The 22783-nt window shown below is 65.3% G+C and carries 18 protein-coding genes; 15 read left to right on the plus strand and 3 right to left on the minus strand.

What is annotated here, in order from left to right; all coding sequences use genetic code 11:
* Positions 1 to 123: 123 nt before the first annotated feature.
* Positions 124 to 1734: a phosphoenolpyruvate carboxykinase gene (locus tag P9236_RS26185; protein WP_278077532.1), complete on the minus strand. Its 1611-nt coding sequence runs from the start codon at positions 1732 to 1734 to the stop codon at positions 124 to 126.
* Positions 1735 to 2074: 340 nt separating this feature from the next.
* Between P9236_RS26185 and P9236_RS26190 the strand changes: the two genes are divergently transcribed.
* The 15 genes from P9236_RS26190 to P9236_RS26260 all read left to right on the plus strand — a co-directional run bounded on the left by P9236_RS26190 (position 2075) and on the right by P9236_RS26260 (position 20896).
* Complete coding sequence (locus P9236_RS26190; protein ID WP_006201274.1) at positions 2075 to 2776, plus strand: response regulator transcription factor; 702 nt, start codon at positions 2075 to 2077, stop codon at positions 2774 to 2776.
* Between the two features lie 116 nt (positions 2777 to 2892).
* Positions 2893 to 4677 carry a sensor histidine kinase gene (locus tag P9236_RS26195; RefSeq protein ID WP_278077533.1) on the plus strand — a complete coding sequence of 595 codons (1785 nt, stop codon included), beginning with the start codon at positions 2893 to 2895 and terminating at the stop codon, positions 4675 to 4677.
* Positions 4678 to 4728: 51 nt separating this feature from the next.
* Positions 4729 to 5190, plus strand: coding sequence for an HPr kinase/phosphorylase (locus P9236_RS26200; RefSeq protein WP_278077534.1), 462 nt, complete (start codon positions 4729 to 4731; stop codon positions 5188 to 5190).
* A 164-nt stretch (positions 5191 to 5354) separates the two neighbouring features.
* Positions 5355 to 5756, plus strand: a complete 402-nt coding sequence (locus P9236_RS26205) for a PTS sugar transporter subunit IIA (protein ID WP_126086530.1) — start codon at positions 5355 to 5357, stop codon at positions 5754 to 5756.
* Entirely contained in the window at positions 5753 to 6049 is a 297-nt protein-coding gene (locus P9236_RS26210) for an HPr family phosphocarrier protein (protein WP_278077535.1), read from the plus strand. Before P9236_RS26205 ends, P9236_RS26210 begins: the two co-directional genes overlap by 4 nt.
* 265 nt (positions 6050 to 6314) lie before the next feature.
* On the plus strand, positions 6315 to 7715 hold the full coding sequence (ahcY, locus tag P9236_RS26215) for an adenosylhomocysteinase (protein WP_278077536.1): 1401 nt from the start codon (positions 6315 to 6317) through the stop codon (positions 7713 to 7715).
* 189 nt (positions 7716 to 7904) lie between these two features.
* Positions 7905 to 10472, plus strand: coding sequence for a PAS domain-containing sensor histidine kinase (locus tag P9236_RS26220; RefSeq protein WP_278077537.1), 2568 nt, complete (start codon positions 7905 to 7907; stop codon positions 10470 to 10472).
* A gap of 6 nt (positions 10473 to 10478) precedes the next feature.
* Positions 10479 to 11990, plus strand: a complete 1512-nt coding sequence (gene tsaE, locus P9236_RS26225) for a tRNA (adenosine(37)-N6)-threonylcarbamoyltransferase complex ATPase subunit type 1 TsaE (RefSeq protein ID WP_278077538.1) — start codon at positions 10479 to 10481, stop codon at positions 11988 to 11990.
* A complete protein-coding gene (locus tag P9236_RS26230) occupies positions 11987 to 12709 on the plus strand; it encodes a nucleotidyltransferase family protein (protein ID WP_278077539.1) in 723 nt (240 codons plus the stop codon). The genes tsaE and P9236_RS26230 overlap by 4 nt, the downstream gene beginning before the upstream one ends.
* Positions 12706 to 15840 carry a double-strand break repair protein AddB gene (gene addB / locus P9236_RS26235; protein WP_278077540.1) on the plus strand — a complete coding sequence of 1045 codons (3135 nt, stop codon included), beginning with the start codon at positions 12706 to 12708 and terminating at the stop codon, positions 15838 to 15840. The genes P9236_RS26230 and addB overlap by 4 nt, the downstream gene beginning before the upstream one ends.
* Positions 15837 to 19349 (plus strand): double-strand break repair helicase AddA, encoded by a 3513-nt coding sequence (addA, locus tag P9236_RS26240; protein ID WP_278077541.1) that lies wholly within the window; start codon positions 15837 to 15839, stop codon positions 19347 to 19349. Before addB ends, addA begins: the two co-directional genes overlap by 4 nt.
* 74 nt (positions 19350 to 19423) lie before the next feature.
* Positions 19424 to 19747 carry a thioredoxin gene (gene trxA / locus P9236_RS26245; RefSeq protein ID WP_278077542.1) on the plus strand — a complete coding sequence of 108 codons (324 nt, stop codon included), beginning with the start codon at positions 19424 to 19426 and terminating at the stop codon, positions 19745 to 19747.
* A gap of 129 nt (positions 19748 to 19876) precedes the next feature.
* Entirely contained in the window at positions 19877 to 20158 is a 282-nt protein-coding gene (locus tag P9236_RS26250; RefSeq protein WP_095810622.1) for a cupin domain-containing protein, read from the plus strand.
* Positions 20159 to 20237: 79 nt separating this feature from the next.
* Positions 20238 to 20486 carry a type II toxin-antitoxin system VapB family antitoxin gene (locus P9236_RS26255; protein ID WP_278077543.1) on the plus strand — a complete coding sequence of 83 codons (249 nt, stop codon included), beginning with the start codon at positions 20238 to 20240 and terminating at the stop codon, positions 20484 to 20486.
* The gene (locus tag P9236_RS26260) at positions 20483 to 20896 is read left to right on the plus strand and encodes a type II toxin-antitoxin system VapC family toxin (protein WP_278077544.1); all 414 of its coding nucleotides are present in this window, start codon (positions 20483 to 20485) and stop codon (positions 20894 to 20896) included. The genes P9236_RS26255 and P9236_RS26260 overlap by 4 nt, the downstream gene beginning before the upstream one ends.
* A gap of 81 nt (positions 20897 to 20977) precedes the next feature.
* Here the strand turns inward: P9236_RS26260 and P9236_RS26265 are convergent, their stop codons facing one another.
* Both P9236_RS26265 and P9236_RS26270 read right to left on the minus strand, forming a co-directional pair.
* Positions 20978 to 21397, minus strand: coding sequence for a VOC family protein (locus P9236_RS26265; protein WP_278077545.1), 420 nt, complete (start codon positions 21395 to 21397; stop codon positions 20978 to 20980).
* Between the two features lie 31 nt (positions 21398 to 21428).
* A complete protein-coding gene (locus P9236_RS26270; RefSeq protein ID WP_278077546.1) occupies positions 21429 to 22754 on the minus strand; it encodes a folylpolyglutamate synthase/dihydrofolate synthase family protein in 1326 nt (441 codons plus the stop codon).
* Positions 22755 to 22783 lie beyond the last annotated feature (29 nt).

A 22783-nucleotide genomic window follows, 5' to 3' on the forward strand; every position in this document is an offset into this window, starting at 1 on the left:
ACCGATTTGCCAAGCTCAATCAACCCCCAAAACAAAACCCCGCCGAAAATCGACGGGGTTCGTCAACAGTCTGAAGGGCCGGCTTGCGGCCGGGCCCTGGAAGAAAGATGCCTGCGGCTGTGATTATTCGGCCGCTTCCTGCAGGCGAGGAGCCGCGCCCATGATGGTTGCATCGACATACTTTTCGAACTTCTCGAAATTGACCGCGAACATGCCGACCAGCTTCGCGGCTTGCCGGTCGTAGGCCAGCTTGTCGGCCCAGGTCGAGCGCGGATCGAGGATGGCGCCGTCGACGCCGGGGACCGCCACCGGCACCTCGAAGCCGAAATTGGCGTCGGTGCGGAAAGCGGCGGCATTGAGCGAGCCATCAAGAGCGGCCCCGAGCAGGGCGCGCGTCTCCTTGATCGGCATGCGGCGGCCGGTGCCGTAGGCGCCGCCTGTCCAGCCGGTGTTGACCAGCCAGCAATCGACGCCGTGGCCGGCGATCAGTTCGCGCAGCAGCTTGCCGTATTCGGACGGATGGCGCGGCATGAAGGGCGCGCCGAAGCAGGTCGAGAATGTCGCTTCGGGCTCGGTGACACCCCTCTCCGTCCCCGCGACCTTCGCGGTGTAGCCGGAGAGGAAGTGGTACATCGCCTGCGCCGGCGTCAGCCTGGCGATCGGCGGCATGACACCGAAAGCGTCGGCGGTCAGCATGATGATGTTCTTCGGATGACCGGCGCGGCCGGTCCTCGAGGCATTGGGAATGTAGTCCAGCGGATAGGCGCAGCGGGTGTTTTCAGTGAGGCTGCCGTCGTCGAAATCCGGTACGCGGGCAGAGTCGAGCACCACATTCTCCAGCACCGTGCCGAAACGCTGCGTCGTGGCGAAGATCTCCGGCTCCGCCTCGGCCGACAGCCTGATGGTCTTGGCGTAGCAGCCGCCTTCGAAGTTGAAGATGCCGTGCGGGCCCCAGCCGTGCTCGTCGTCACCGATCAGCGTGCGCGCCGGGTCGGCGGAAAGCGTCGTCTTGCCGGTGCCCGACAGGCCGAAGAAGACGGCCGCATCGCCGGCGGGTCCCTCATTGGCCGAGCAATGCATCGGCATCACACCCTTTTGCGGCAGCAGGTAGTTCAGCACGGTGAACACCGACTTCTTCATCTCGCCGGCATAGGACGTGCCGCCGATCAGCACGATCTTGCGGGTCAGATCGACCGCGATCACCGTCTCGGCGCGGGTGCCGTGGCGGGCCGGGTCGGCGCGGAATGACGGCAGGTCGATGATGGTCATCTGAGGCAGGAAGCGTTCGAGTTCCGAAGCTTCCGGGCGGATCAGGAGATTACGGATGAACAGCGAATGCCAAGCGAGCTCGGTAACGACCCGGACCGGCAACCGGAACTCCGCGTCGGCACCGCCGACGAGGTCCTGCACATAGAGATCCCTGCCCGCAGCGTGGGCGCGGAAATCGGCATGGAGCGCCTCGAACTGCGCCGGCGAGATCGCCTTGTTGTTATCCCACCAGACATGCGGGCCGGTGTTGTCGTCGCACACCACGAACTTATCCTTCGGCGAGCGACCGGTGTGCTGGCCGGTCTCGGCAACCAGCGCGCCCTGCACCGTCAATTTCACCTCGCCGCGGCGGATCGCTTCCTCATAAAGCTCGGCGGCGCCGAAATTGTAATGCACCATGCCCGTGGTCTTCAGGCCGATGGCGCCAATGGCGCAGTCGGGGTTGCGTTTGCCGGCTTCCGACATCAAGTTTCCTCTCTGGATTTGGCCGCGTTCGACCGGTGGGTTTTCGGAGCCGCAGATGGGCCGATAAGGTTCAGAACCAGAAAAGCCAAATGATATCAAATCATTAATCGATTTAAAAAATTTGAAAGTTGTTTAAATCGTTTAGATGTGCAAAAACTCACTGAGGTTGCCCAAAGGATTGGCACGCTTTGTTCGTCCAATCCCGTGTCGGGTGCGATCGTATGTAGCGGCAGGCCGCCCGTGACTTCGGAGAGGGGCCATGCCACATTTTGTACCCAATTTGTCCACAAAAGCCCCTTCTCGACGACAGAAGGGACAGCTCATGAGGGAGCCGCTTGAAATGGCAACTATCGCGCTTGTCGATGACGACCGCAACATTCTGACTTCGGTCTCGATCGCCCTCGAATCCGAGGGTTACCGCGTCGAAACCTACACGGATGGTGCGTCGGCGCTGGAAGGCCTGGCGGCTCGCCCGCCGAACCTTGCCATCCTCGACATCAAGATGCCGCGCATGGACGGCATGGAGCTGTTGCGCCGGATGCGCCAGAAATCCGACCTGCCGGTGATCTTCCTGACCTCGAAGGACGACGAGATCGATGAATTGTTCGGCCTCAAGATGGGCGCCGACGACTTCATCCGCAAACCGTTCTCGCAGCGTCTTTTGGTCGAGCGGGTGCGCGCGGTGCTGCGCCGCACCAGCGCCCGTGAGGCAGCCGCCAAGGCGCCCAGCCAGCAGGCCCGCTCGCTCGAGCGCGGCCAGCTGGTGATGGACCAGGAGCGGCACACCTGCACCTGGAAGGGCGAGCCGGTGACGCTGACGGTGACGGAGTTCCTCATCCTGCATTCGCTGGCGCAGCGCCCCGGCGTGGTAAAAAGCCGTGATGCGCTGATGGATTCGGCCTATGATGAGCAGGTCTATGTCGACGACCGCACCATTGACAGTCACATCAAGCGGCTGCGCAAGAAGTTCAAGGCCGTCGACGACGACTTCGAGATGATCGAAACCCTGTACGGAGTCGGATACCGGTTCCGCGAAGCTTGAGATAGTGAATGGTCAATGGTGAATAGTGAATGGTGCGAGCGGCCCACTGGCTCTATCTTAAGCGCCCCATTTTTCCATTCACCATTCATCATTCACCAAACAGGGACTGCTAGTTGATGGCAGTGGAAGTAGAGCGAGGCAGGCGGGCGGGCGCGGCGAAGCGCCCGTCGCGGATCGTGCCCGCGTTCGTGTCGAAAATCACGGTGCCGATGCGCCGGTTTCTCGGCCACCACATCTTCTCCAGCCTGACGCGGCGCATCCTGTTCCTCAACCTGGCCGGCCTCGCCGTGCTGGTCACCGGCATTCTCTACCTCAACACCTTCCGCGACGGGCTGATCGACGCGCGCGTCGAAAGTCTGATGACGCAAGGCGAGATCATCGCCGGCGCCATCGCGGCCTCGGCGACGGTCGAGACCGACTCGATCAGCATCGATCCGGAAAAGCTGCTCGAGCTGCAGGCCGGCGAAAGCCTGGGGCCGGGTTCCGACCAGCTCGACAATCTCGACTTCCCGATCAATCCCGAGCGCGTGGCGCCGGTGCTGAGACGGCTGATCTCGCCGACCCGCACGCGCGCCCGCATCTATGACCGCGACGCCAACCTCCTGCTCGATTCGCGCCATCTCTATTCGCGCGGCCAGATCCTGCGTTACGACCTGCCGCCCGTCGACGACGAGCAGCCGGATCTGTTGGAGCGCGTCGAGAAATTCGTCTTCGACTTCTTCCGCAACAAGGACCTGCCCGTCTATCACGAACAGCCCGGCGGCAACGGCGCGGCCTTCCCCGAGGTGGTCAAGGCGTTGACCGGCAGCCCCTCGACCATCGTGCGGGTGAGCGAGCAGGGCGAGCAGATCGTCTCGGTGGCGGTGCCCATCCAGCGCTTCCGCGCCGTGCTCGGCGTATTGATGCTGTCCACCGAAGGGGGCGACATCGACAAGATCGTCGCGGCCGAACGCAAGGCGATCCTGCGCGTGTTCGGCATCGCGGCCCTCGTCACCGCCATCCTGTCGATGCTGTTGGCCTCGACCATCGCCAATCCGCTGCGGCGGCTCTCCGCCGCCGCCGTCCGGGTGCGGCGCGGCGTCAAGAGCCGTGAGGAAATCCCGGACTTCTCCGACCGGCAGGACGAGATCGGCAACCTATCGATCGCCGTGCGCGACATGACCAACGCGCTCTATGCGCGCATCGAGGCGATCGAAAGCTTCGCCGCCGACGTCTCGCACGAGCTCAAGAACCCGCTGACCTCGCTGCGCAGCGCCGTCGAGACGCTGCCGCTGGCCAAGAACGAGAATTCGCGCGGGCGGCTGATGGAGATCATCCAGCACGACGTGAAGCGGCTCGACCGGCTGATCACCGACATTTCCGACGCCTCGCGCCTGGACGCCGAACTGGCACGCGAGGATGCCTCCGCGGTCGATCTGAAGAAGTTCATCACCGATCTCATCGCGGTCTCGCGCGAGACGACGCGCAACAAGAAGGCGGTCGAGATCGAGCTCAAGGTCGCCAAGCTGCCGCAGGGCATCAAAGGCTATGTCGTGACCGGCCACGATCTCAGGATCGGCCAGGTCATCACCAACCTGATCGAGAACGCCCGCTCCTTCGTTCCCGAGGAACACGGCCACATCACCATCTCGCTGGCGCGCGCCGGCAAGTTCAACATCGTCACCGTCGACGACAACGGCCCGGGCATCAGGGCCGAAAAGATCGACCGCATCTTCGAGCGCTTCTATACCGACCGGCCCGCCGGCGAGGCTTTTGGCCAGAATTCCGGCCTTGGGTTGTCGATCAGCCGCCAGATCGTCGAGGCACATGGCGGCACGCTGACGGCGGAAAACATCCCCGGCACCAAGCCGGGCGAGATCAAGGGCGCGCGCTTCGTGGTGACGCTGCCGGCCGAAGGCTGATCTCCGGTTCCCCAGTCTTCACGATACCAAGGGAGATACCAGGACACGATCATGCCCGACCCTGCGGCGAAGCCTGAAAACATCCACGGAACGGCGATCCTGATCGGCGAGTGCGGCGTCCTCATCACCGGGCCGTCCGGCGCCGGCAAGACGACGCTGGCGCTGACGCTCATCGACCATTGCCGGATCCGTGGCCTGTTTTCGCGGCTGATCGGCGACGACAGGCTGCTTGCCGCCCCGCATCACGGACGGCTGGTCTGCCGGGCGCCGGCCACCATCGCAGGCCTAGCCGAAGTGCCGGGCTTCATTCCAAGTCCGCTGCCGTTCGAACCGGGCGGCGTGATCGACCTCCATATCCGGCTGGTGCCGAAAGGGGAAATGGCCCGTTTCCAAGAAGAGATCAGCGAGCCGGTCGCCGGCTGCGCGGTGCCGCGCATCGACCTTGCCGAACGCAATGCCGCCACGGCCGTGCCGGCCGTGATGGCGCGGCTCTCGATACAGCCTTTTTCATGAGGCGGTCCGGATTTTTTGCTGCAATGCGTCAAAATGGCCCGGGCCGTCGCAATTTTGGGCTTGTCAACCGGCCGTGCGTCGACAAGATAGCGCTCCCGCCGCCTGGAATGGTTGGCGAACATAAAATACGCCTGTGAAGCGGCGATGACGGGAGCCACCAAAGAATGATCGGACTCGTGCTCGTGACGCACGGTCAACTCGCCACCGAGTTCCGGCATGCCGTAGAACATGTGGTGGGGCCACAGGACAATTTCGAAACCGTGGCGATCGGCGCCGACGACGACATGGAGAAGCGCCGGGCCGACATCGTCGACGCGGTGGCGCGCGTCGACAGCGGCGCCGGCGTCATCGTGCTCACCGACATGTTCGGCGGCACGCCGTCCAACCTCGCCATCTCGGTGATGGAATCGGGCCGCACCGAAGTGATCGCCGGCATGAACCTGCCGATGCTGATCAAGCTTTCTTCGGTCCGCAAGGGCGACAACATGGCTGCCGCGCTCGACGAGGCGCAGGCCGCCGGCCGCAAATACATCAACGTCGCCAGCCAGCTTCTGAGCAGCAAATGAACGCCCAGGCACCGCAGAGGGACGAGGTGGTGCGGGAGTTTCCGATCGTCAACCAGCGCGGCCTGCATGCCCGCGCCTCGGCCAAATTCGTCCAGGTCGCCAGCGGCTTCGACGCCACCATCCATGTCGAGAAGGACGGCGTCAAGGTCGGCGGCACGTCGATCATGGGCCTCATGATGCTGGCGGCAAGCCCTGGTTATTCGATCCGCGTCACCGCCACCGGTCCGGAAGCCGGCCCGGCCATGGATGCGCTGGAGCAGCTGGTCGCCTCGCGCTTCGGCGAGGAAATCTGAGTTTTTAGTTATGCATGTCGTTGCCCCAAAACCGCTGGGCACTTTTGGGCGACATGCTGTTTTGTCTGTGCATGTCGTTGCCCCCAAAGACCGCTGCGCACTTTTGGGCGACATGCATTGATGCAAAGACATGCACGAATAAAGATTTCTTTATATCCCATTGTCGTTTGACGGCCGATCTGCTAGTCAGGCCGGCAATCCGCGCCCCTTCATGCGCCGTCCCGGCGCCGGCGCGCCTTTGAGACAATCACACCGGAGCACTGCCATGACGGGTAGCAAGGACTATGTGGTCGCCGACATCTCGCTTGCCGGCTGGGGCCGCAAGGAGATCGAGATCGCCGAAACCGAAATGCCGGGCCTGATGGCCTGCCGCGAGGAATTCGGCGACAAGAAGCCGCTCAAGGGCGCGCGCATCACCGGCTCGCTGCACATGACGATCCAGACGGCGGTGCTGATCGAGACGCTGAAGGCGCTGGGCGCCGATATCCGCTGGGCCTCCTGCAACATCTTCTCGACCCAGGATCATGCCGCCGCTGCCATCGCCGAGGCCGGCGTTCCCGTGTTCGCCATCAAGGGCGAGTCGCTGGAGGACTATTGGAACTACACCGACCGGATCTTCCAGTGGGCCGACGGCGGCACTTCCAACATGATCCTCGACGACGGCGGCGACGCCACCATGTACATCCTGCTCGGCGCCCGCGCCGAGGCCGGCGAGGACGTGCTGTCCGATCCCGGCAGCGAAGAGGAAGAGATCCTGTTCGCCCAGATCAAGAAGCGCATGAAGGCTTCACCGGGCTTCTTCACCAAACAGAAGGAAGCTATCCGCGGCGTCACCGAGGAGACCACCACCGGCGTCAACCGGCTCTATCAGTTGCAGAAGAAGGGCCTGCTGCCCTTCCCGGCGATCAACGTCAACGACTCCGTCACCAAGTCGAAGTTCGACAATAAATACGGCTGCAAGGAATCGCTGGTCGACGGCATCCGCCGCGGCACCGACACCATGATGGCCGGCAAGGTCGCCGTGGTCTGCGGCTATGGCGACGTCGGCAAGGGCTCGTCGGCTTCGCTGCGCGGCGCCGGCGCCCGCGTCAAGGTGACCGAGGTCGACCCGATCTGCGCGCTGCAGGCGGCGATGGACGGCTATGAGGTCGTCACGCTGGAAGACGCGGCCCCCACCGCCGACATCGTCATCACCACCACCGGCAATAAGGACGTCGTCACGCTCGATCACATGCGGGCGATGAAGGACATGGTGATCGTCGGCAACATCGGCCACTTCGACAACGAGATTCAGGTGGCGTCGCTGCGCAACCTGCAATGGACCAATGTCAAGCCGCAAGTGGACATGATCACCTTCCCGGACGGCAAGCGGATGATCCTTCTGTCCGAAGGCCGGCTGCTCAACCTCGGCAATGCCACGGGTCATCCGAGCTTCGTCATGTCGGCCTCGTTCACCAACCAGGTGCTGGCGCAGATCGAGCTCTTCACCAAGCACGGCCAGTACCAGAACCAGGTCTATGTGCTGCCCAAGCACCTCGACGAGAAGGTGGCGCGGCTGCATCTCGACAAGCTTGGCGCGCGCCTGACGGAGCTGTCTTCCGAGCAGGCGGCCTATATCGGCGTGACGCCGCAGGGTCCATACAAGCCGGAACACTACCGCTATTAACCAAAGCGAAAATATCTACAATATATTGAAGCCGGGTGTTGACATTCCGCCCGGCTTCACTTTTTGCGCCTATGATTCTTCACGCCGATTCCGGCAGGCGTTATTGTTGTGATTCGCGGTCCGGGGACATGAAGGGCCGGGGACGCATTCAGGGCGGTCCTGCATTCAAGCGGCGAAGAGGACCAAGACATGCCGGGGGATAACCCGCTACGCGCGGGAACGGCCGTTTCCGGCGGCCACGAGGATTCGATCACGACCGGCTCCGCCGCGACGGGCGGCGGTTTCCCGTGGCGTGCGGGCGCGCGCCTGGGCGCGTTTCTTGCCGCCGCCACGCTTGCCAGCCCATTGCTTGGCCTTGCGGCGCGTGCCGATACCGTCATGGCGCAAAAGGCAGCTCCGCCGCTCAGCACGGTCGAAGTGATGCAGCTAGCGATGTTCGCCGGTGTCATGGGGGCGGCACTTGTCTCGGCCATCTTCCTGATCCGCGAGCGGGCGCGGACGGCATCGCAAAATGTCCAGCTCAGGGCGCGCATCGCCGACGTGAACGCGGCCCTGCAGCGCTCGGAGGCCCTGCTCAATTTGCGCGACCAGCGCGTCGTCGTGTGGTCCTCCGAGAGCAAAAAGCCGGAGCTGATCGGCAGCCTGCCGCTGGAAAGCGGCGCGCCGGACGAGAGGTCCGCCTTCCTCGCCTTCGGCCGCTGGCTGATGCCGCGCTCGGCCGCGGCGCTCGAGAACGCCATAGCTGGGCTCCGCGACAAGGCGAAGGCCTTCGACCTCGTCATCGAAACGCAGGCGGGCATGCCGCTGGAAGTGCATGGCCGCAAGAGCGCCGCGCATGTGCTGGTCCGCTTCATCTCGCTGTCGGAAACGCTGCGCAGCCAGGCGCGGCTGACGATCGAAAACCAACGGCTCAGCGCCGACTACGACACCATGCTCGGTCTGCTCGATGCGCTGAAGATGCCGACATGGCTGCGCTCGGCCGACGGGCGGCTGACCTGGGTCAACCGCGCCTATGCCGAGGCGGTGGAAGCGGAAAGCGCGGGCGCCGCCGTGCGCGAAGCGAAGGAGTTCCTCGGCGGACAGGCGCGCGAGCAGATCACCGAGCAGCACAAGTCGCGTCCTGTCTTCGAGCAGAATCTGTCGACGGTGATCGACGGCGATCGCCGGATGTTTTCGGTCACCGATTTCGCCAGCGCCGACGGCTCGGCGGGACTGGCCTGCGACATCAGCGCCATCGAGACGATCCGCGCCGAATACGAGCGGACGGTGCGCAGCCACGCCGACACGCTCGACCAGCTCAACACGGCCGTGGCGATCTTCGATGCCGACGAGAAGCTGCGCTTCTTCAACCAGGCATTCCAGAAGCTGTGGGGTCTCGACAGCGGCTTCCTGCACAGCGCCCCGTCCAACGCGCTGCTGCTCGACCGGCTGCGCAGCGACGGCAAGATCGCCGAGCAGCCGGAATGGCGGCGCTGGAAGGAGAATTTGCTCGGCGCCTATCGCGCCGTCGAATCGCAGGAGCATTGGTGGCACCTGCCGGACGGCAAGACGATCCGCGTGCTGGCCAATCCGCAGCCCAAGGGCGGGGTCACCTGGGTATTCGAGAACCTGACCGAGAAGATCGATCTCGAAAGCCGCTACCAGACCGCCGTGCGCGTGCAGGGCGAGACGCTGGACAATCTGGCGGAAGGCGTGGCGGTGTTCGGGCCGGACGGTCGGCTTCGCCTGTCCAACCCCGCCTTCGTCGCGCTGTGGGGATTGTCGCCGGACGCGATCAAGCCGAACGTGCACGTCTCGGCGATCCGCGACCTTTGCGACCAGCGCGCTTCCGACAGCCCGTGGGGCGGCTTCGTCGCCGCCATCACCGGCTTCGACGACGAGCGCCGCGACCGCCACGGCCAGACCGAACTCGTCAACGGCACGGTGTTGAGCTATGCCGTAATCCACCTGCCCAACGGGCAGGTGATGATGACCTTCGTCGACGTCACCGACACCGTCAATGTCGAGCGGGCGCTGAAGGACAGAAACGAGGCGCTGGAGAAGTCCGACCAGTTGAAGAACGAGTTCGTGCAGCACGTCTCCTACGAACTGCGCTCGCCGCTGACCAACATCATCGGCTTCACCGAGCTTTTGTCGCTGCCCGCGACCGGGCCGCTGACGCCGAAGCAGCGCGAATATGTCGAGCATGTCGGCTCGTCGTCCTCGGTGCTGCTCACCATCGTCAACGACATACTGGACCTGGCGACGGTCGATGCCGGCATCATGCAGCTCGACATTTCCGAGATGAGCATCGACAGGACCATCGCGGCGGCCGCCGAGCTGGTCGCCGACCGGCTGGAGGAGCACCAGATCAAGCTCGAGGTCGACGCGGCGGCGGCGCCGAAGAGCTTCCATGGCGACGAGATCCGCGTCCGCCAAATCCTCTACAATCTCCTGAGCAATGCCGCGAACTATGCGCCGGAGGCGAGCACGATCAAGCTCACCTGCCGTCGGCTGACGGAAGGCGTCGAGTTCTCCGTCCACGACGACGGACCCGGCATGCCGCCGGACGTGCTGGAATCGGTCTTCCGCCGCTTCGAGCCGCGCGCCAATGGCGGCCGCCGGCGCGGCGCCGGGTTGGGGCTCTCGATCGTCAAGAGCTTCGTCGAGTTGCATGGCGGAACGGTGCGCATCGAGACCGGCATTGACAAGGGCACGACGGTCATCTGCACCTTCCCAGACACGCCCTTGGGCGGCATCCGCGAAGCGGCCGAGTAACGCGCTTTGGCAAAGACGATATTGGAACGTTTTCTCGCCGACGAGGCGGCGACGGCAAGGCTTGGCGAAGACCTTGCCATGGCGCTGCGGGCAGGCGACGCGATCGCGCTCAAAGGTGATCTCGGCGCCGGCAAGTCGACGCTGGCGCGAGCCCTGATCAGGGCGCTTGCCGATGATGCCAGCCTCGAAGTGCCGAGCCCGACCTTCACGTTGGTGCAAAGCTACGAGACGCGGATACCGGTCCATCATTTCGACCTCTATCGCCTCTCCTCGCCGGACGAGCTCGACGAACTCGGCCTCGACGACGCGCTTTCGCAAGGCGCAGCGCTGATCGAATGGCCGGAGCGGGCCGGAGACCAGCTGCCGGCGAAGGCGCTCGAGGTCGAGCTTGCCGAACAAGGCGCCGGCCGGTCGGCAAGGATCTCCGGGCAGGGACCCAGCTTCGAGCGCGTGGCGCGCTCGCTCGCCATGCGCGACTTTCTGACCTCGGCCGGATGGGGCGAGGCGAGCCGTCGTCATTTCGTCGGCGATGCGTCCGCCCGTTCCTACGAGAGCGTCTCGCTTCCGGGCCAGACGCCGCGCGTGCTTATGAACTCGCCGCGCCTCGTGCTCGGTCCACCGGTGCGCGACGGCAAGCCCTATGCGGTGATCGCCCACACCGCGCAATCGGTCACCGCCTTCGTCGCCATCGACCGGGCACTGCTCGCCGCCGGCATCAGCGTGCCGGTGATCCATGCCCAGGACCTCGACCAAGGCTTCCTGCTGCTCGAACATCTCGGCTCGGAAGGTTTCCTGGGCAGCGACGGCCAGCCGATCGCCGAACGCTACGAAGCAGCAGCGGAACTGCTCGCCATAATGCATGGCAAGGTGTGGCCGGGCCGCATGGAGGCCGCACCGGGCGTGTTCCACGACGTGCCGCCTTTCGACCGTGAGGCGATGCTGATCGAGGCCGACCTTCTGGTCGACTGGTATGTGCCGATGGTCACCGGCAAACCGGCAAGCGATCAATTGCGGGCCGGCTACCACAAGGAATGGAGCGCGCTGCTCGACCGGCTTGCGGGCAAGGAACACACGCTGATGCTGCGCGATTTTCATTCGCCCAACATCATCTGGCGTGAAGAGCGTTCGGGCCTCGATCGGCTGGGCATCGTCGACATCCAGGACGCGCTGATCGGGCCAGCCGCCTATGATGTCGCCTCTTTGGCCATGGACGCGCGCGTCACGGTCTCACCGGCAATCGAGCGGCGGACGGTCGCGGCCTATGCCGCGGCGCGGCGCGCGGCAGGTCCATTCGACGAAGCAGGCTTCGCGGAGGCCTATGCGATCATGGCGGCGCAGCGCAATTCGAAGATCCTCGGCATCTTCGTGCGGCTCGAAAAGCGCGACGGCAAGCCTTACTATCTCAAACATCTGCCGCGCATCCGCGATTATCTGAGGCGGGCGCTGGCGCACCCGGCGCTTGGCCAGTTGAAGGAGTTTTACGTGGCCCACGGCCTACTGGAGGAACGCTCGCCATGAAGCCGAAGACGGCGATGGTGCTTGCCGCGGGCCTCGGCAAGCGCATGCGGCCGATCACCGACACGATGCCGAAGCCGCTGGTGAAGATCGCCGGCAAGACTTTGCTCGACTGGGGGCTGGACAGCCTGGAAGCTGCCGGCGTGACCAGGGCCATCGTCAATGTCCACTATCTGCCTGAGCAGATCATCGCCCATGTCGCCGGCCGCCGGGTGCCGAAGATCGTCATTTCCGACGAGCGCGAAGCCTTGCTGGAATCGGCGGGCGGCATCGTCAAGGCGCTGCCGCTCTTGGGCAGCGAGCCCTTCTATATCATCAATGCCGACACCTTCTGGATCGACAGCGGCGAGCCCAGCCTCGATCGCCTTGCCCTTGCATGGGACGCCGCCAGAATGGATATTCTGCTGATGCTCACCGATCTCGACTCAGCGACAGGACACTGTGTCGGCACCGACTTCCTGGTGGCGCCGGATGGCACGCTCCGGCGTTCGAAGGGCGATCCGGCCGGCCTGATCTATGCCGGCGCCGCAATCATTCATCCGCGCATCTTCAAGGACGCGCCGACGGGCTCGCACTCGCTCAACGTCTATTTCGACAAGGCGATCGCCGACGGCCGCCTGTTCGGGATGGCGATGCAAGGCCGCTGGATCACCGTCGGCACGCCGGATGCCATTCCAGCGGCCGAAGCGGCGGTTACCGGCGCCCTAGCGAAAGCGGTATGAGCGGCTCGCGCCGCGTCTTCTCCATCCCGCCCGGAGCGCCGTTCCTGCCGACGCTGGCGGAGGCGTTGCTCGATGGCCGCCTGATCCCCGGTTTCCGCTTCGACGGCGACCCGCTGGCACTGGCCGACGCGACTATCTATGTGCCGACGCGGCGCGCCGCGCGAGCGTTGCGCGGCGTCTTCGTCGAGGTGCTTTCCCAATTGGAAGGCGGGCGTCGTTCGGCCATCCTGCCGACGGTGCGGCCGCTCGGCGAGTTCGACGAGGACCAAGCGGCTTTCGATGCCGAGGCGGCGCCGGCGATAGACCTTGCGCCGCCCATCGCCGCGCAGGAGCGATTGCTGTTGCTGGCACCTTTGGTGCGCGCCTGGAAGGAGAGCCTGCCGGCGCATGTCAGGGCCCGTTTCAACGAGGAATTCGTCGTCCCGACCTCTGCCGCCGACGCCATCTGGCTGGCGCGCGACCTCGCGCGACTGATGGACGAGATCGAGACCGAGGGGACGGATTGGGCCAAGCTTGCGACGCTGGTCACCGGCAACCTCGCCGGCTGGTGGCAAGTGACGCTCGATTTCCTCGGCATCGTCACCGACAACTGGCCCAAGCTGCTTGAGGAACGCAACCGCTCCAATTCGGCCGCGCACCGCAGCGCGCTGATCCGGCTCGAAGCGGCGCGGCTGAAGCGCAAACCGCCGGCCGGGCCGGTGATCGCCGCCGGCTCGACCGGTTCCATTCCCGCCACCGCCGAATTGCTTGCCGTGATCGCCGGCCTGCCCAATGGCGCCGTGGTGCTGCCCGGGCTCGACGGCGAGCTGGACGACGCGTCCTTCGCTGCGATAACGGCGACCGGCGCGCGGCCGGCCACGCTCGGCCATCCGCAATACGGCCTGGCCAAGCTGATCGGCAGCATCGAGGTCCAGCGCCGCGACGTCGAAGGGATCGGCGCGGTGGCGAGGCCGCTCGCGCTGCGCGCGGCCCTTGTCGGCGAGGCGCTGCGGCCGGCCGAAACCACGGAGCGCTGGACCGAGACGCGCCCGCGATTCTCGGCGTTTGATGTCGAACAAGCATTGGCCGGCGTGACGCTGGTGGAAGCGGCCAATGAGCGCGACGAGGCGGCGGCGATCGCCATTGCGCTGAAGCGGGCCGTGGACGTGCCGGGTAAGCGCGCGGCGCTCGTCACCGGCGACCGCGCCCTGGCGCGGCGTGTCTCGGCCGAACTTCTGCGCTTCGGCGTCGTCGCCGACGATTCCGGCGGCACGCCGCTGGCCAACACGCCGGCAGCCAGCCTGCTCAGGCTCGCGCTGAGCGCCGCGTTCCGGCCAGGCGATCCGGTGGGCCTGCTGTCGCTGCTCAAGCATCCGCTGCTTGGTCTCGGCCTCGAACGCCAGACCGTGCGCAAGGCGGCCGAACTGATCGAACTGGTGGCCTTGCGCGGCGGCACCGGCCGGCCGGATATCGCTTCCCTCGGCGAGCTTTTCGAGACGCGGCTCGTGGACCTTAGCGGCGACAGGCGCCAACCATTCTGGTTCCCCCGTCTCACCGTGCGTGGCATCGAGCAGGCACGGGATGTGCTTAGCCGCCTTAGCGATGCGCTCTCCTTGCTCGTGGCGATGCGCGGCGAGGAGCACGCGGACATCGCGACGCTGACGCGGGCAAGCGTCATGGCCCTGGAAGATCTTGGCCGCGCGGCCGACGGCAGCGTGACCGAGCTCTATGCCGGCGACGCCGGCGAGAAGCTCGCCGAGGCGCTGCGCGGGCTGGTCGCCGCGTCATCGCCCTTCACTTTCGCGGCCAACGAGTGGCCTGACGTGATGGAGGCGCTGATCGCGCCGGAGACGGTCAAGCCGGGGCAAGGCACCGACCGAAGCATCGCCATCTGGGGCGCGCTGGAGGCCCGGCTGCAGAGCGTCGACACGCTCGTCATCGGCGGGCTCAATGAAGGTGTGTGGCCGCGCAAACCGGAGAGCGACCGCTTCATGTCGCGGCTGATGAAAACCGGCATCGACCTCGAGCCGCCGGAGCGGCGCATCGGCCTTGCCGCGCATGACTTCCAGATGGCGATGGGCACTGAAACGGTAGTGCTGACGCGCTCGGCACGGTCCGGCGACGCGCCGGCGGTGCCGTCGCGCTGGCTGCAGCGCATCCTCACCTTCATCGGCAAGGACCAGGCGACGACACTTAGCCGGCGCGGCGATGCGCTGCTCGCCTGGGCGCGCGCGCTCGACGCCGGCGAAAGACAAGAGTTCGCGGCCCGCCCGCAGCCGAAGCCGCCGCTGCACCTCAGACCACAGCATTTCTCGGTCACCGAGATCGAGACGCTGCGCCGCGACCCTTATGCGATCTATGCCCGGCGGATCCTCGGCCTGATGCCGCTCGACGCGGTGATCCGCGATCCGGGTGCCGCCGAGCGCGGCACCCTGTTCCACGCCATCCTGCATCTGTTCTCGCGGCGGGTCGAAGACCCAAGGGCGCCGGACGCGCTGGCAGGCCTCATCGAGGCCGGGCGAGTTTGTTTTGCTGACGCGGCGCTGCCGCCCGACATCGAGGCGGTGTGGTGGCCGCGCTTCGAAAAGCTCGCCGAAAACATCATCGAATGGGAGCATACCCGCGCCGACGCCGTCGCCAGGCGCCATGCCGAGGAACATGCCGAGAAGACCATCGTCGGTCGCACCGGCGTCACGCTCTCCGGCTATGCCGACAGGGTCGACCTGCTCGCCGGCGGCATGGCCGACATCCTCGACTACAAGACGGGCTCCTCGCCCTCGAAGGCACAGGCGCACACGCTTCTGTCGCCGCAGCTTGCGCTCGAAGGCGCGCTGCTCAGACGCGGCGCCTTCAAGGAGCTCGGCATTTGCGAGCCCTCCCAGCTTGCCTTCGTGCGGCTGAAGCCGAATGGCGAGGTTTTCGAGGAATCGATCCTCGAATACAACCGCAAGCCGAAAACCGCCAACGAGCTTGCCGAGGAGGCCTGGGCGCGGCTGGAGCGGCTGCTCTTCCATTACGCCGACCCGACGACCGGCTATCTGTCGCGCGCGCTGCCCTTCCGCGAAGGCGAGGCCGATGGCGACTATGATCATCTTGCCCGCGTGCTCGAATGGTCGGCCGGCGGCGCAAGCGAGGACGAGGCGGAAGGATGAGATATCCGATCCCCTCCGATACCGCCGCCAGCCAGGCGCGCGCCTCCGACCCGCAAAATTCGGCCTGGGTCTCGGCCAATGCCGGATCGGGCAAGACGCATGTCCTGGCGCAGCGTGTCATCCGGCTTCTGCTCAACGGCACCGATCCGTCGAAGATCCTGTGCCTGACCTACACACGCGCCGCCGCCGCCAACATGTCGAACCGCGTGTTCTCGACCCTGTCGGAATGGACGGCGCTGCCCGACCCCGAACTCGCGGTGAGGATCGCCGCGCTCGACGGGCGCGGCGCCGACCGCGACACCATGCGGCGCGCGCGCCGATTGTTCGCCGAGGCGCTTGAGACGCCGGGCGGGTTGAAGATCCAGACCATCCACGCCTTCTGCGAATCGGTGCTGCATCAGTTCCCGCTCGAGGCCAACATCCCCGCGCATTTCGAGATGCTCGATCCGCAGATGGAGGCCTCGCTGTTCGCGGATGCGCGCCGCGACATGATCTCAGGGGCCGGCGCCGGCGTCGAAGGCCTGGCGGAAGCCTTTGCCATGGTGCTGGAGCGCGGCGGCGAATTCGGGCTCGACACGCTGCTCGCCGAGATCGTCGGCAAGCGCGACGAGTTGCGCGGCTTCATCGCCAAGATCGGCAAGGACCGGGATTTCCGGCCGCTCTTTGTCGAATTCGGCTTCAGGCCGGGGCAGACTGGCGAGGACATCGCCGGTTCGGTGTGGCCGCTGCCGGGCTTCACGCCAGGCCAGTTCGCCGAGTTCGTGCGCGCCGCGGAAGCCGCCGACGCGCGGCAGGTGCTGAACAACGTGCTGCCTTACGCGCAGAGCGCCTTTGCCGAGGCCGATCCGATCCGGCGGCTGCGACTGCTCGCCAAGGCATTCCTGCGCTCCGACGGCGATCCTTACGATCCGCCGAAGATCTTCAAGAAAGCGCTGGTCGACCGGCTGCCCGAACTGCCCGAGCGCTACCTTGCGGCGGCCAAGGCAATCCTCGACGTGTCGGACCGGCTGGCGCTCTTCCGCATGCTCGAAGGGACAGCGGCGGCGCTCACCGTCGCCGGCTGGCTGATCGCGCGCTATGAGCAGTTGAAGCGTAGCCGCGGCTTCCTCGACTTCAACGATCTGATCACCCGCACGGTCAGTCTCTTGTCTCGGCCCGATGCCGGCCCCTGGGTGCAGTACAAGCTCGACCAAGGCATCGATCACATCCTGCTCGACGAGGCGCAGGACACCAGCCCCGACCAGTGGGAAGTGGTGAAGAAACTGACGGAGGAGTTCTTTGCCGGGCTCGGCCAGCGCGAGGCGGTGCGGCGCACGGTGTTTGCCGTCGGCGACGAGAAGCAGTCGATCTACTCCTTCCAAGGTGCTGCACCCGATTCCTTTGCCGAAAGCCGGCTTTTGTTTGCCGGGCGCGTGCGCGACGCCGAAGCCTCCTTCGCCGACTTGAAACTCACCTGGTCGTTCCGCTCGAGCGACGACGTGCTGGCCGCCGTCGACCGCGTCTTTGCCGAGCCGGGCGTACGACGCGGCATCAGCCACGATCCGGATCCGCTCAGCCACAAGGCGATCCGCACCGACGCGCCGGGCTATGTCGAGCTGTGGCCCTCGATCGGCGCCGAGATGGTCGAGGAGCCGGACGACTGGACCTTGCCGGTCAACCACGCCAGCGCGCCGGCCGTGCGCGTGGCCGAGCATGTGGCCACGACCATCCAGACCTGGCTGCGCAACGGCGAAATCATCGAGGGCAAGGGCCGGAAGCTGACGGCCGGCGACATCCTCGTCCTGGTACGCAAGCGCGACCGCTTCGTGCATGCGCTGTCGCGAAGCCTGAAAAACCGGCAGATCCCGGTCGCCGGCGCCGATCGGCTCAGCCTGCCCGGCCATATCGCCGTGCAGGATCTGATCGCGCTCGGCCATTTCTTGATCCAGCCGGAAGACGACCTGTCTTTGGCCGCCGTGCTGCGCAGCCCGATCTTCGAGATTTCCGAGGAGACCCTGCTGGCGCTCGCCGGCGAGCGGCCAAAGGGCCAGTCGCTGATCGGCTCGTTGAGGCAGCATGCGGCGGGCGACGAGGCCTTGGCCGCTGTCGTCAGCCGGCTCGATGCCTGGGCGAACGAGGTGGCCTTCAAGCCGGTCTTCGAATTCTACGCCGCCACGCTGGCGCGCGACGGTCTGCGGCGCAAGATGACGGCGCGGCTCGGGCCGGAAGCCGGCGACATCCTCGACGAATTCCTGAGCTTCTGCCTGGCCGAGGAGCGCACCGGCCTGCCGGGGCTGGAATCCTTCCTCTCGACGCTCGAAAACAATGGTCCCGAGATCAAGCGCGAGATGGACCAGACGCGCGACGAGGTGCGTGTCATGACCGTGCATGCCGCGAAAGGCCTGGAAGCGCCGGTGGTCTTCCTGGTCGATGGCGGCTCGGCGCCGTTCAGCGATCAACATCTGCCGCGACTGATGGCCTTCGAAAGCTCGGGCGTCGAGTGGAAGGGCAAGGGCTATCTCTGGCGCTCGGCCAGCGACGTCGCCAATGGCGTTTCGCGGGCGGCCTCGGCGCGGGCGCGCGAGCTGGCCGACGACGAATACCGGCGGCTGCTCTATGTCGGCATGACGCGCGCCGAGGACCGGCTGATCGTCTGCGGCTATCACGGCAAGCGGGCGCCGAGCACCGGAACCTGGCAGTCGATTGTCAGCCGGGCGCTGCTCGGAGCTCCGGAAAGCGCGGAGCGCCGGCATCCTGCGACGGCCGAGGTGGCGGTGCATCGCTTCCACATGACCAATCTGCCGCCGGTGACTCTCACCGGAACGGATGAGGCAGCACCTTTCGAGCACGCCGCGCCTTTGCCGGACGGCCTGTTCCGTCCGCTGCCGCCTCATGAGGAATTGCCGCGGCCATTGTCGCCTTCCGGCGCTTCGGCGCTGATCGACGAGACGACTGAAGCTCTGCCCGACACGCGCTCGCCGGTGCTCGACGCTCAATCCGAGCCCGGCTTTGCGGTGATGCGCGGACTGGCCCTGCACAAATTGCTGCAGATGCTGCCCGGCATCGGCGAGGATGAAAGGCGAGACGCCGCCGAGCGCTATCTGGCGCGCGCCGGCGCCGATTGGCCGGCAGGCGAGCGCGACAAGGCGCTGGACGCGGTGCTCTCGATCCTGTCCGACAGCCGCTTCGGGGCGCTGTTCTCACCATCCTCGCGCGCCGAGGTCGCCGTCATGGGCAGCCTGGAGGTGAAGGGCAAGCTGCGCTCCATCTCCGGCAAGATCGACCGGCTGGCCGTCGCCCAAGAAAAGGTGTCGATCGTCGACTACAAGACCAACCGGCCGGCGCCGGCCAGCCTGGCCGAAGTGCCGCCAGCCTATCTGCTGCAGCTTGCGCTCTACCGCGCGCTGCTTAAGCCGCTCTATCCGGGCCGCGAGGTGACGGCCGCACTGCTCTTCACCGAAGCGCCGCGGCTGATCGAGTTGCCGGCACGGGCCATGGACGATGCCCTTGCCCGACTCACGGGAGCGTGACACAAGAACTGCTTGAACATCACCGCCACAACCACCACATTTGGTGCAACCCGAGTTTTCGAAAGGATTTCAGCATGGCTACCGTCAAGGTCGACAAGGGCAATTTCCAGACCGATGTGCTCAACGCCAAGGAGCCGGTCGTGGTGGATTTCTGGGCGGAATGGTGTGGTCCTTGCAAGATGATCGCACCGGCGCTGGAAGACATCGCCAAGGAACTCGGCTCGAAGATCAAGGTCGCCAAGCTCAACATCGACGAGAATCCCGAGTTGGCCGCGCAGTACGGCGTGCGCTCGATCCCGACGCTGATGATCTTCAAGGGCGGCGAAGTGGCCGACATGAAGGTGGGTGCCGCGCCGAAGACCGCGCTGTCGCACTGGATCAACGGCAGCCTCGCCTGAGCCAATCCAAAGATTCGACGAATGAGCCCGGCCATCGCGCCGGGCTTTTCTTTGGCGCCATCGCTGGCGGCGATCTGGCCCTCGCACGCGGGCACGTCATGCCCTCTGCTTCAGAAAAAGGAGAGCGCCATGACCGGAACAGCCAAGGCCACCGTCTTCGTCGACAATGAGCGGGTGATCGTCACCGAATACCGCTTCGCGCCCGGCGCCAACACCGGCTGGCACCGCCACGGCCACGACTATGTCGTGGTGCCCTTGATGGACGGCAAGGTAAAGCTGGTGACCAAGGACGGCGAATCCTTCGCCGAGATGAAGCAAGGCGCGCCCTATTTCCGCAGGGAAGGCGTCGAGCACGACGTCATCAACGCCAACGACGGGGAATACGCCTTCATCGAGATCGAGCTGAAATGAATTAAGATGGCGAGCCACCAGCTGCCATCTTGATGGCAGGAGCCTGTCGGCTTATATCTCCCTCAAGCGGAGTTTTCAGATGGCCGAACCGCAGCTCTCAGTCCGAAGTGCAAAGGCACGGGACCTTGCTCATCGACTTGCGCGTCGCGAAAATCGCTCCATAGCCGATATCGTCGAACGCGCGCTTGAATCCTATGAGATCCGTGAAGCGGGGCGCGAACCCGCATCCACCTTCTATGCCCGCCTGGCGGCAAACTATGGCGCAGACCTTGATCTGGAGAAAATCATCCGCGAAGGCCGCCGAGTTCATACCGGACCCGAGCTTTGATTTTCGTCGACACCAATGTGATTTCGGAGACCCTCAAGAAGGTGCCGGACGCGGCCGTCATGGCTTGGCTCGTCCGGAACGATGCCGAACTGGCTCTTCCCACAGTGGCGATTGCTGAAATCGCCTTTGGCATTCAGAAGATACGACCCGACGAGCGTGCCGATCGCCTTGACCAGGGGCTCTCTCAATGGCGTCACCGCTTTGCCGACCGCATTTTCGGACTGACCGAGGAGGCAGCCCTGGCCTATGGCGAGATCATGGGGAGCGCCTGGCGGCAAGGCCGGGGCATGTCGGCCCCCGACGGCATGATTGCAGCCATCGCACGCGCGAACGGTAGTCGGCTGGCGACACGCAATCTGAACGACTTCGGTTCTGTCGGCCTCGACTTGGTCTCACCGTGGGATTTCTGAACGGCATTTCAGACTGATCCACGAAAGCGCTGCTTGGATATCGTTTCCCAAACCGCTGCGCATTTTGGGCGACATGCATGATCACCAGTCGGCGACGCGGTCGCCGCCGGCAAATTGCGCGCTTTTGCCGGTATATTCGAACAGCTCGATCCTCACGCCGTTGGGATCTGTGATCCAGGCCTGAAAAGTGTCGTCGCAGGCGAGCTTTTTCGGCGTCACCTCGACGCCTTTCGACCGGATGTGGGCGATCGCGGCATCGATGTCTTCCACCTCGAGGCAGAAGTGGTTGATCTGATTGCGCTCGCTGTAGCTCGCCTCGCTCTTCTCGAACACCTCGACATGGCTGCGGCCGCCGCAATCGAGGTAGAAACCGAAGACCTTGCCGTCGCGGAGGAAATTGAACCGCGTGTCCATTCCGAGGACGTCGCGGTAGAAGCTGCGCGTCACCTCCAGCTCATGCGCGAAAATGCAGACATGGGCGAGCTGCTTTACCTTGATCATGGCAGGCTCCTTACGGCTCGGCAACCTTCGCTCAGGTCGGCGGCGTGCCGTTCTCGTCCAATACAGCGCCGGCGAAATAGAGCGAGCCGCCGATAAGTATGCGCGGCGCAGGACCGTCCCAGCTGTCGCGCAACAGCATCAGCGCATTGGCGACGGAGCTGACCGGCTCGGCCGACAGGCCGGCTTCGGTGGCGCGCAACGCCAGTTCGTCATTTGGCACCCCAGAGTCGCTCTTGCTCACCGGCACAGTGTAGACATGCCGGGCCAGCCCCTTGAAGGCGCTGAAATAACCGGTCTGGTCCTTGGTGTTGATCATGCCGGAGATGAGGATCAGCGGCCGCGGGTTCTTTTCCTCCTGCTCGGCGAGCGCTTCGGCGATGACCACTCCGGCACCCGGATTGTGGCCGCCGTCGAGCCAGATCTCGGCGCCCTTTGGCGCCAGATCGACCAGCTTGCCTTGCGTCAGCTTCTGCATTCGGGCCGGCCAGGCGACATTGGCCATCGCCCGCTCGGCGGCGCGGTGACCGATCTCGAAGCCGGCGGCCTTGACCGCGGCGATCGCCGCGGCGGCATTGGCGAACTGGTGCCGTCCCGGCAGGCGTGGCAGCGGCAGGTCCATCAGGCCGTCCTCGTCCTGATAGACCATGCGGCCGTTCTCCTCGAAGGCGAGGAAATCCTGGCCGTAGACGGCGGTCGGACAATCCAGCCGCTCGGCGGTCTCGATCATAACTTCGAGCGCCGTCTCGCTTTCCTGCGCGCCGATCACCACCGGGCAGCCGCGTTTCATGATGCCGGCCTTCTCGGCGGCGATCACCTCGACCCGGTCGCCGAGATAGGCTTCGTGGTCCAGCGACACCGGCATGATCACGGATACCGCCGGCCGCGCGATGACGTTGGTGGCGTCGAAGCGGCCGCCGAGGCCGACCTCGATGATCGCGGCTTCGGCCGGATGCTCGGCAAACAGAATGAAGGTGACGGCGGTCAGGATCTCGAAGACGGTGATCTTCTGGCCCTGGTTGGCCTCGGCGACGCGCGCGATGGCCTCGGCGAAGATCTTGTCATCGACAAGCTTGCCGCCGCCCTCGGCGGCCAGCCGGTATCGCTCGTGCCAGTTCACCAGATGCGGCGAGGTGTGCACGTGGACGAGGTGCCCCGCCGCTTCGAGCAGCGCCCGCGCAAAGGCGGCACAGGAGCCCTTGCCGTTGGTGCCGGCAACATGGATGACCGGCGGCAGCCGCTCCTGTGGGTTGCCGAGGCGGTCGAGCAGGCGGGTGATGCGGTCCAGCGAAAGGTCGAAGCCTTTCGGATGGAGCGTCATCAGATGTTCGATTGCGCGATCGGCGGCGAGCGTTGTCATGGCGGAATCCTAGGCTCGCTCGAGGCGAG

This window comes from Mesorhizobium sp. WSM4884 (assembly GCF_029625675.1).
Taxonomy (GTDB): Bacteria; Pseudomonadota; Alphaproteobacteria; order Rhizobiales; family Rhizobiaceae; genus Mesorhizobium.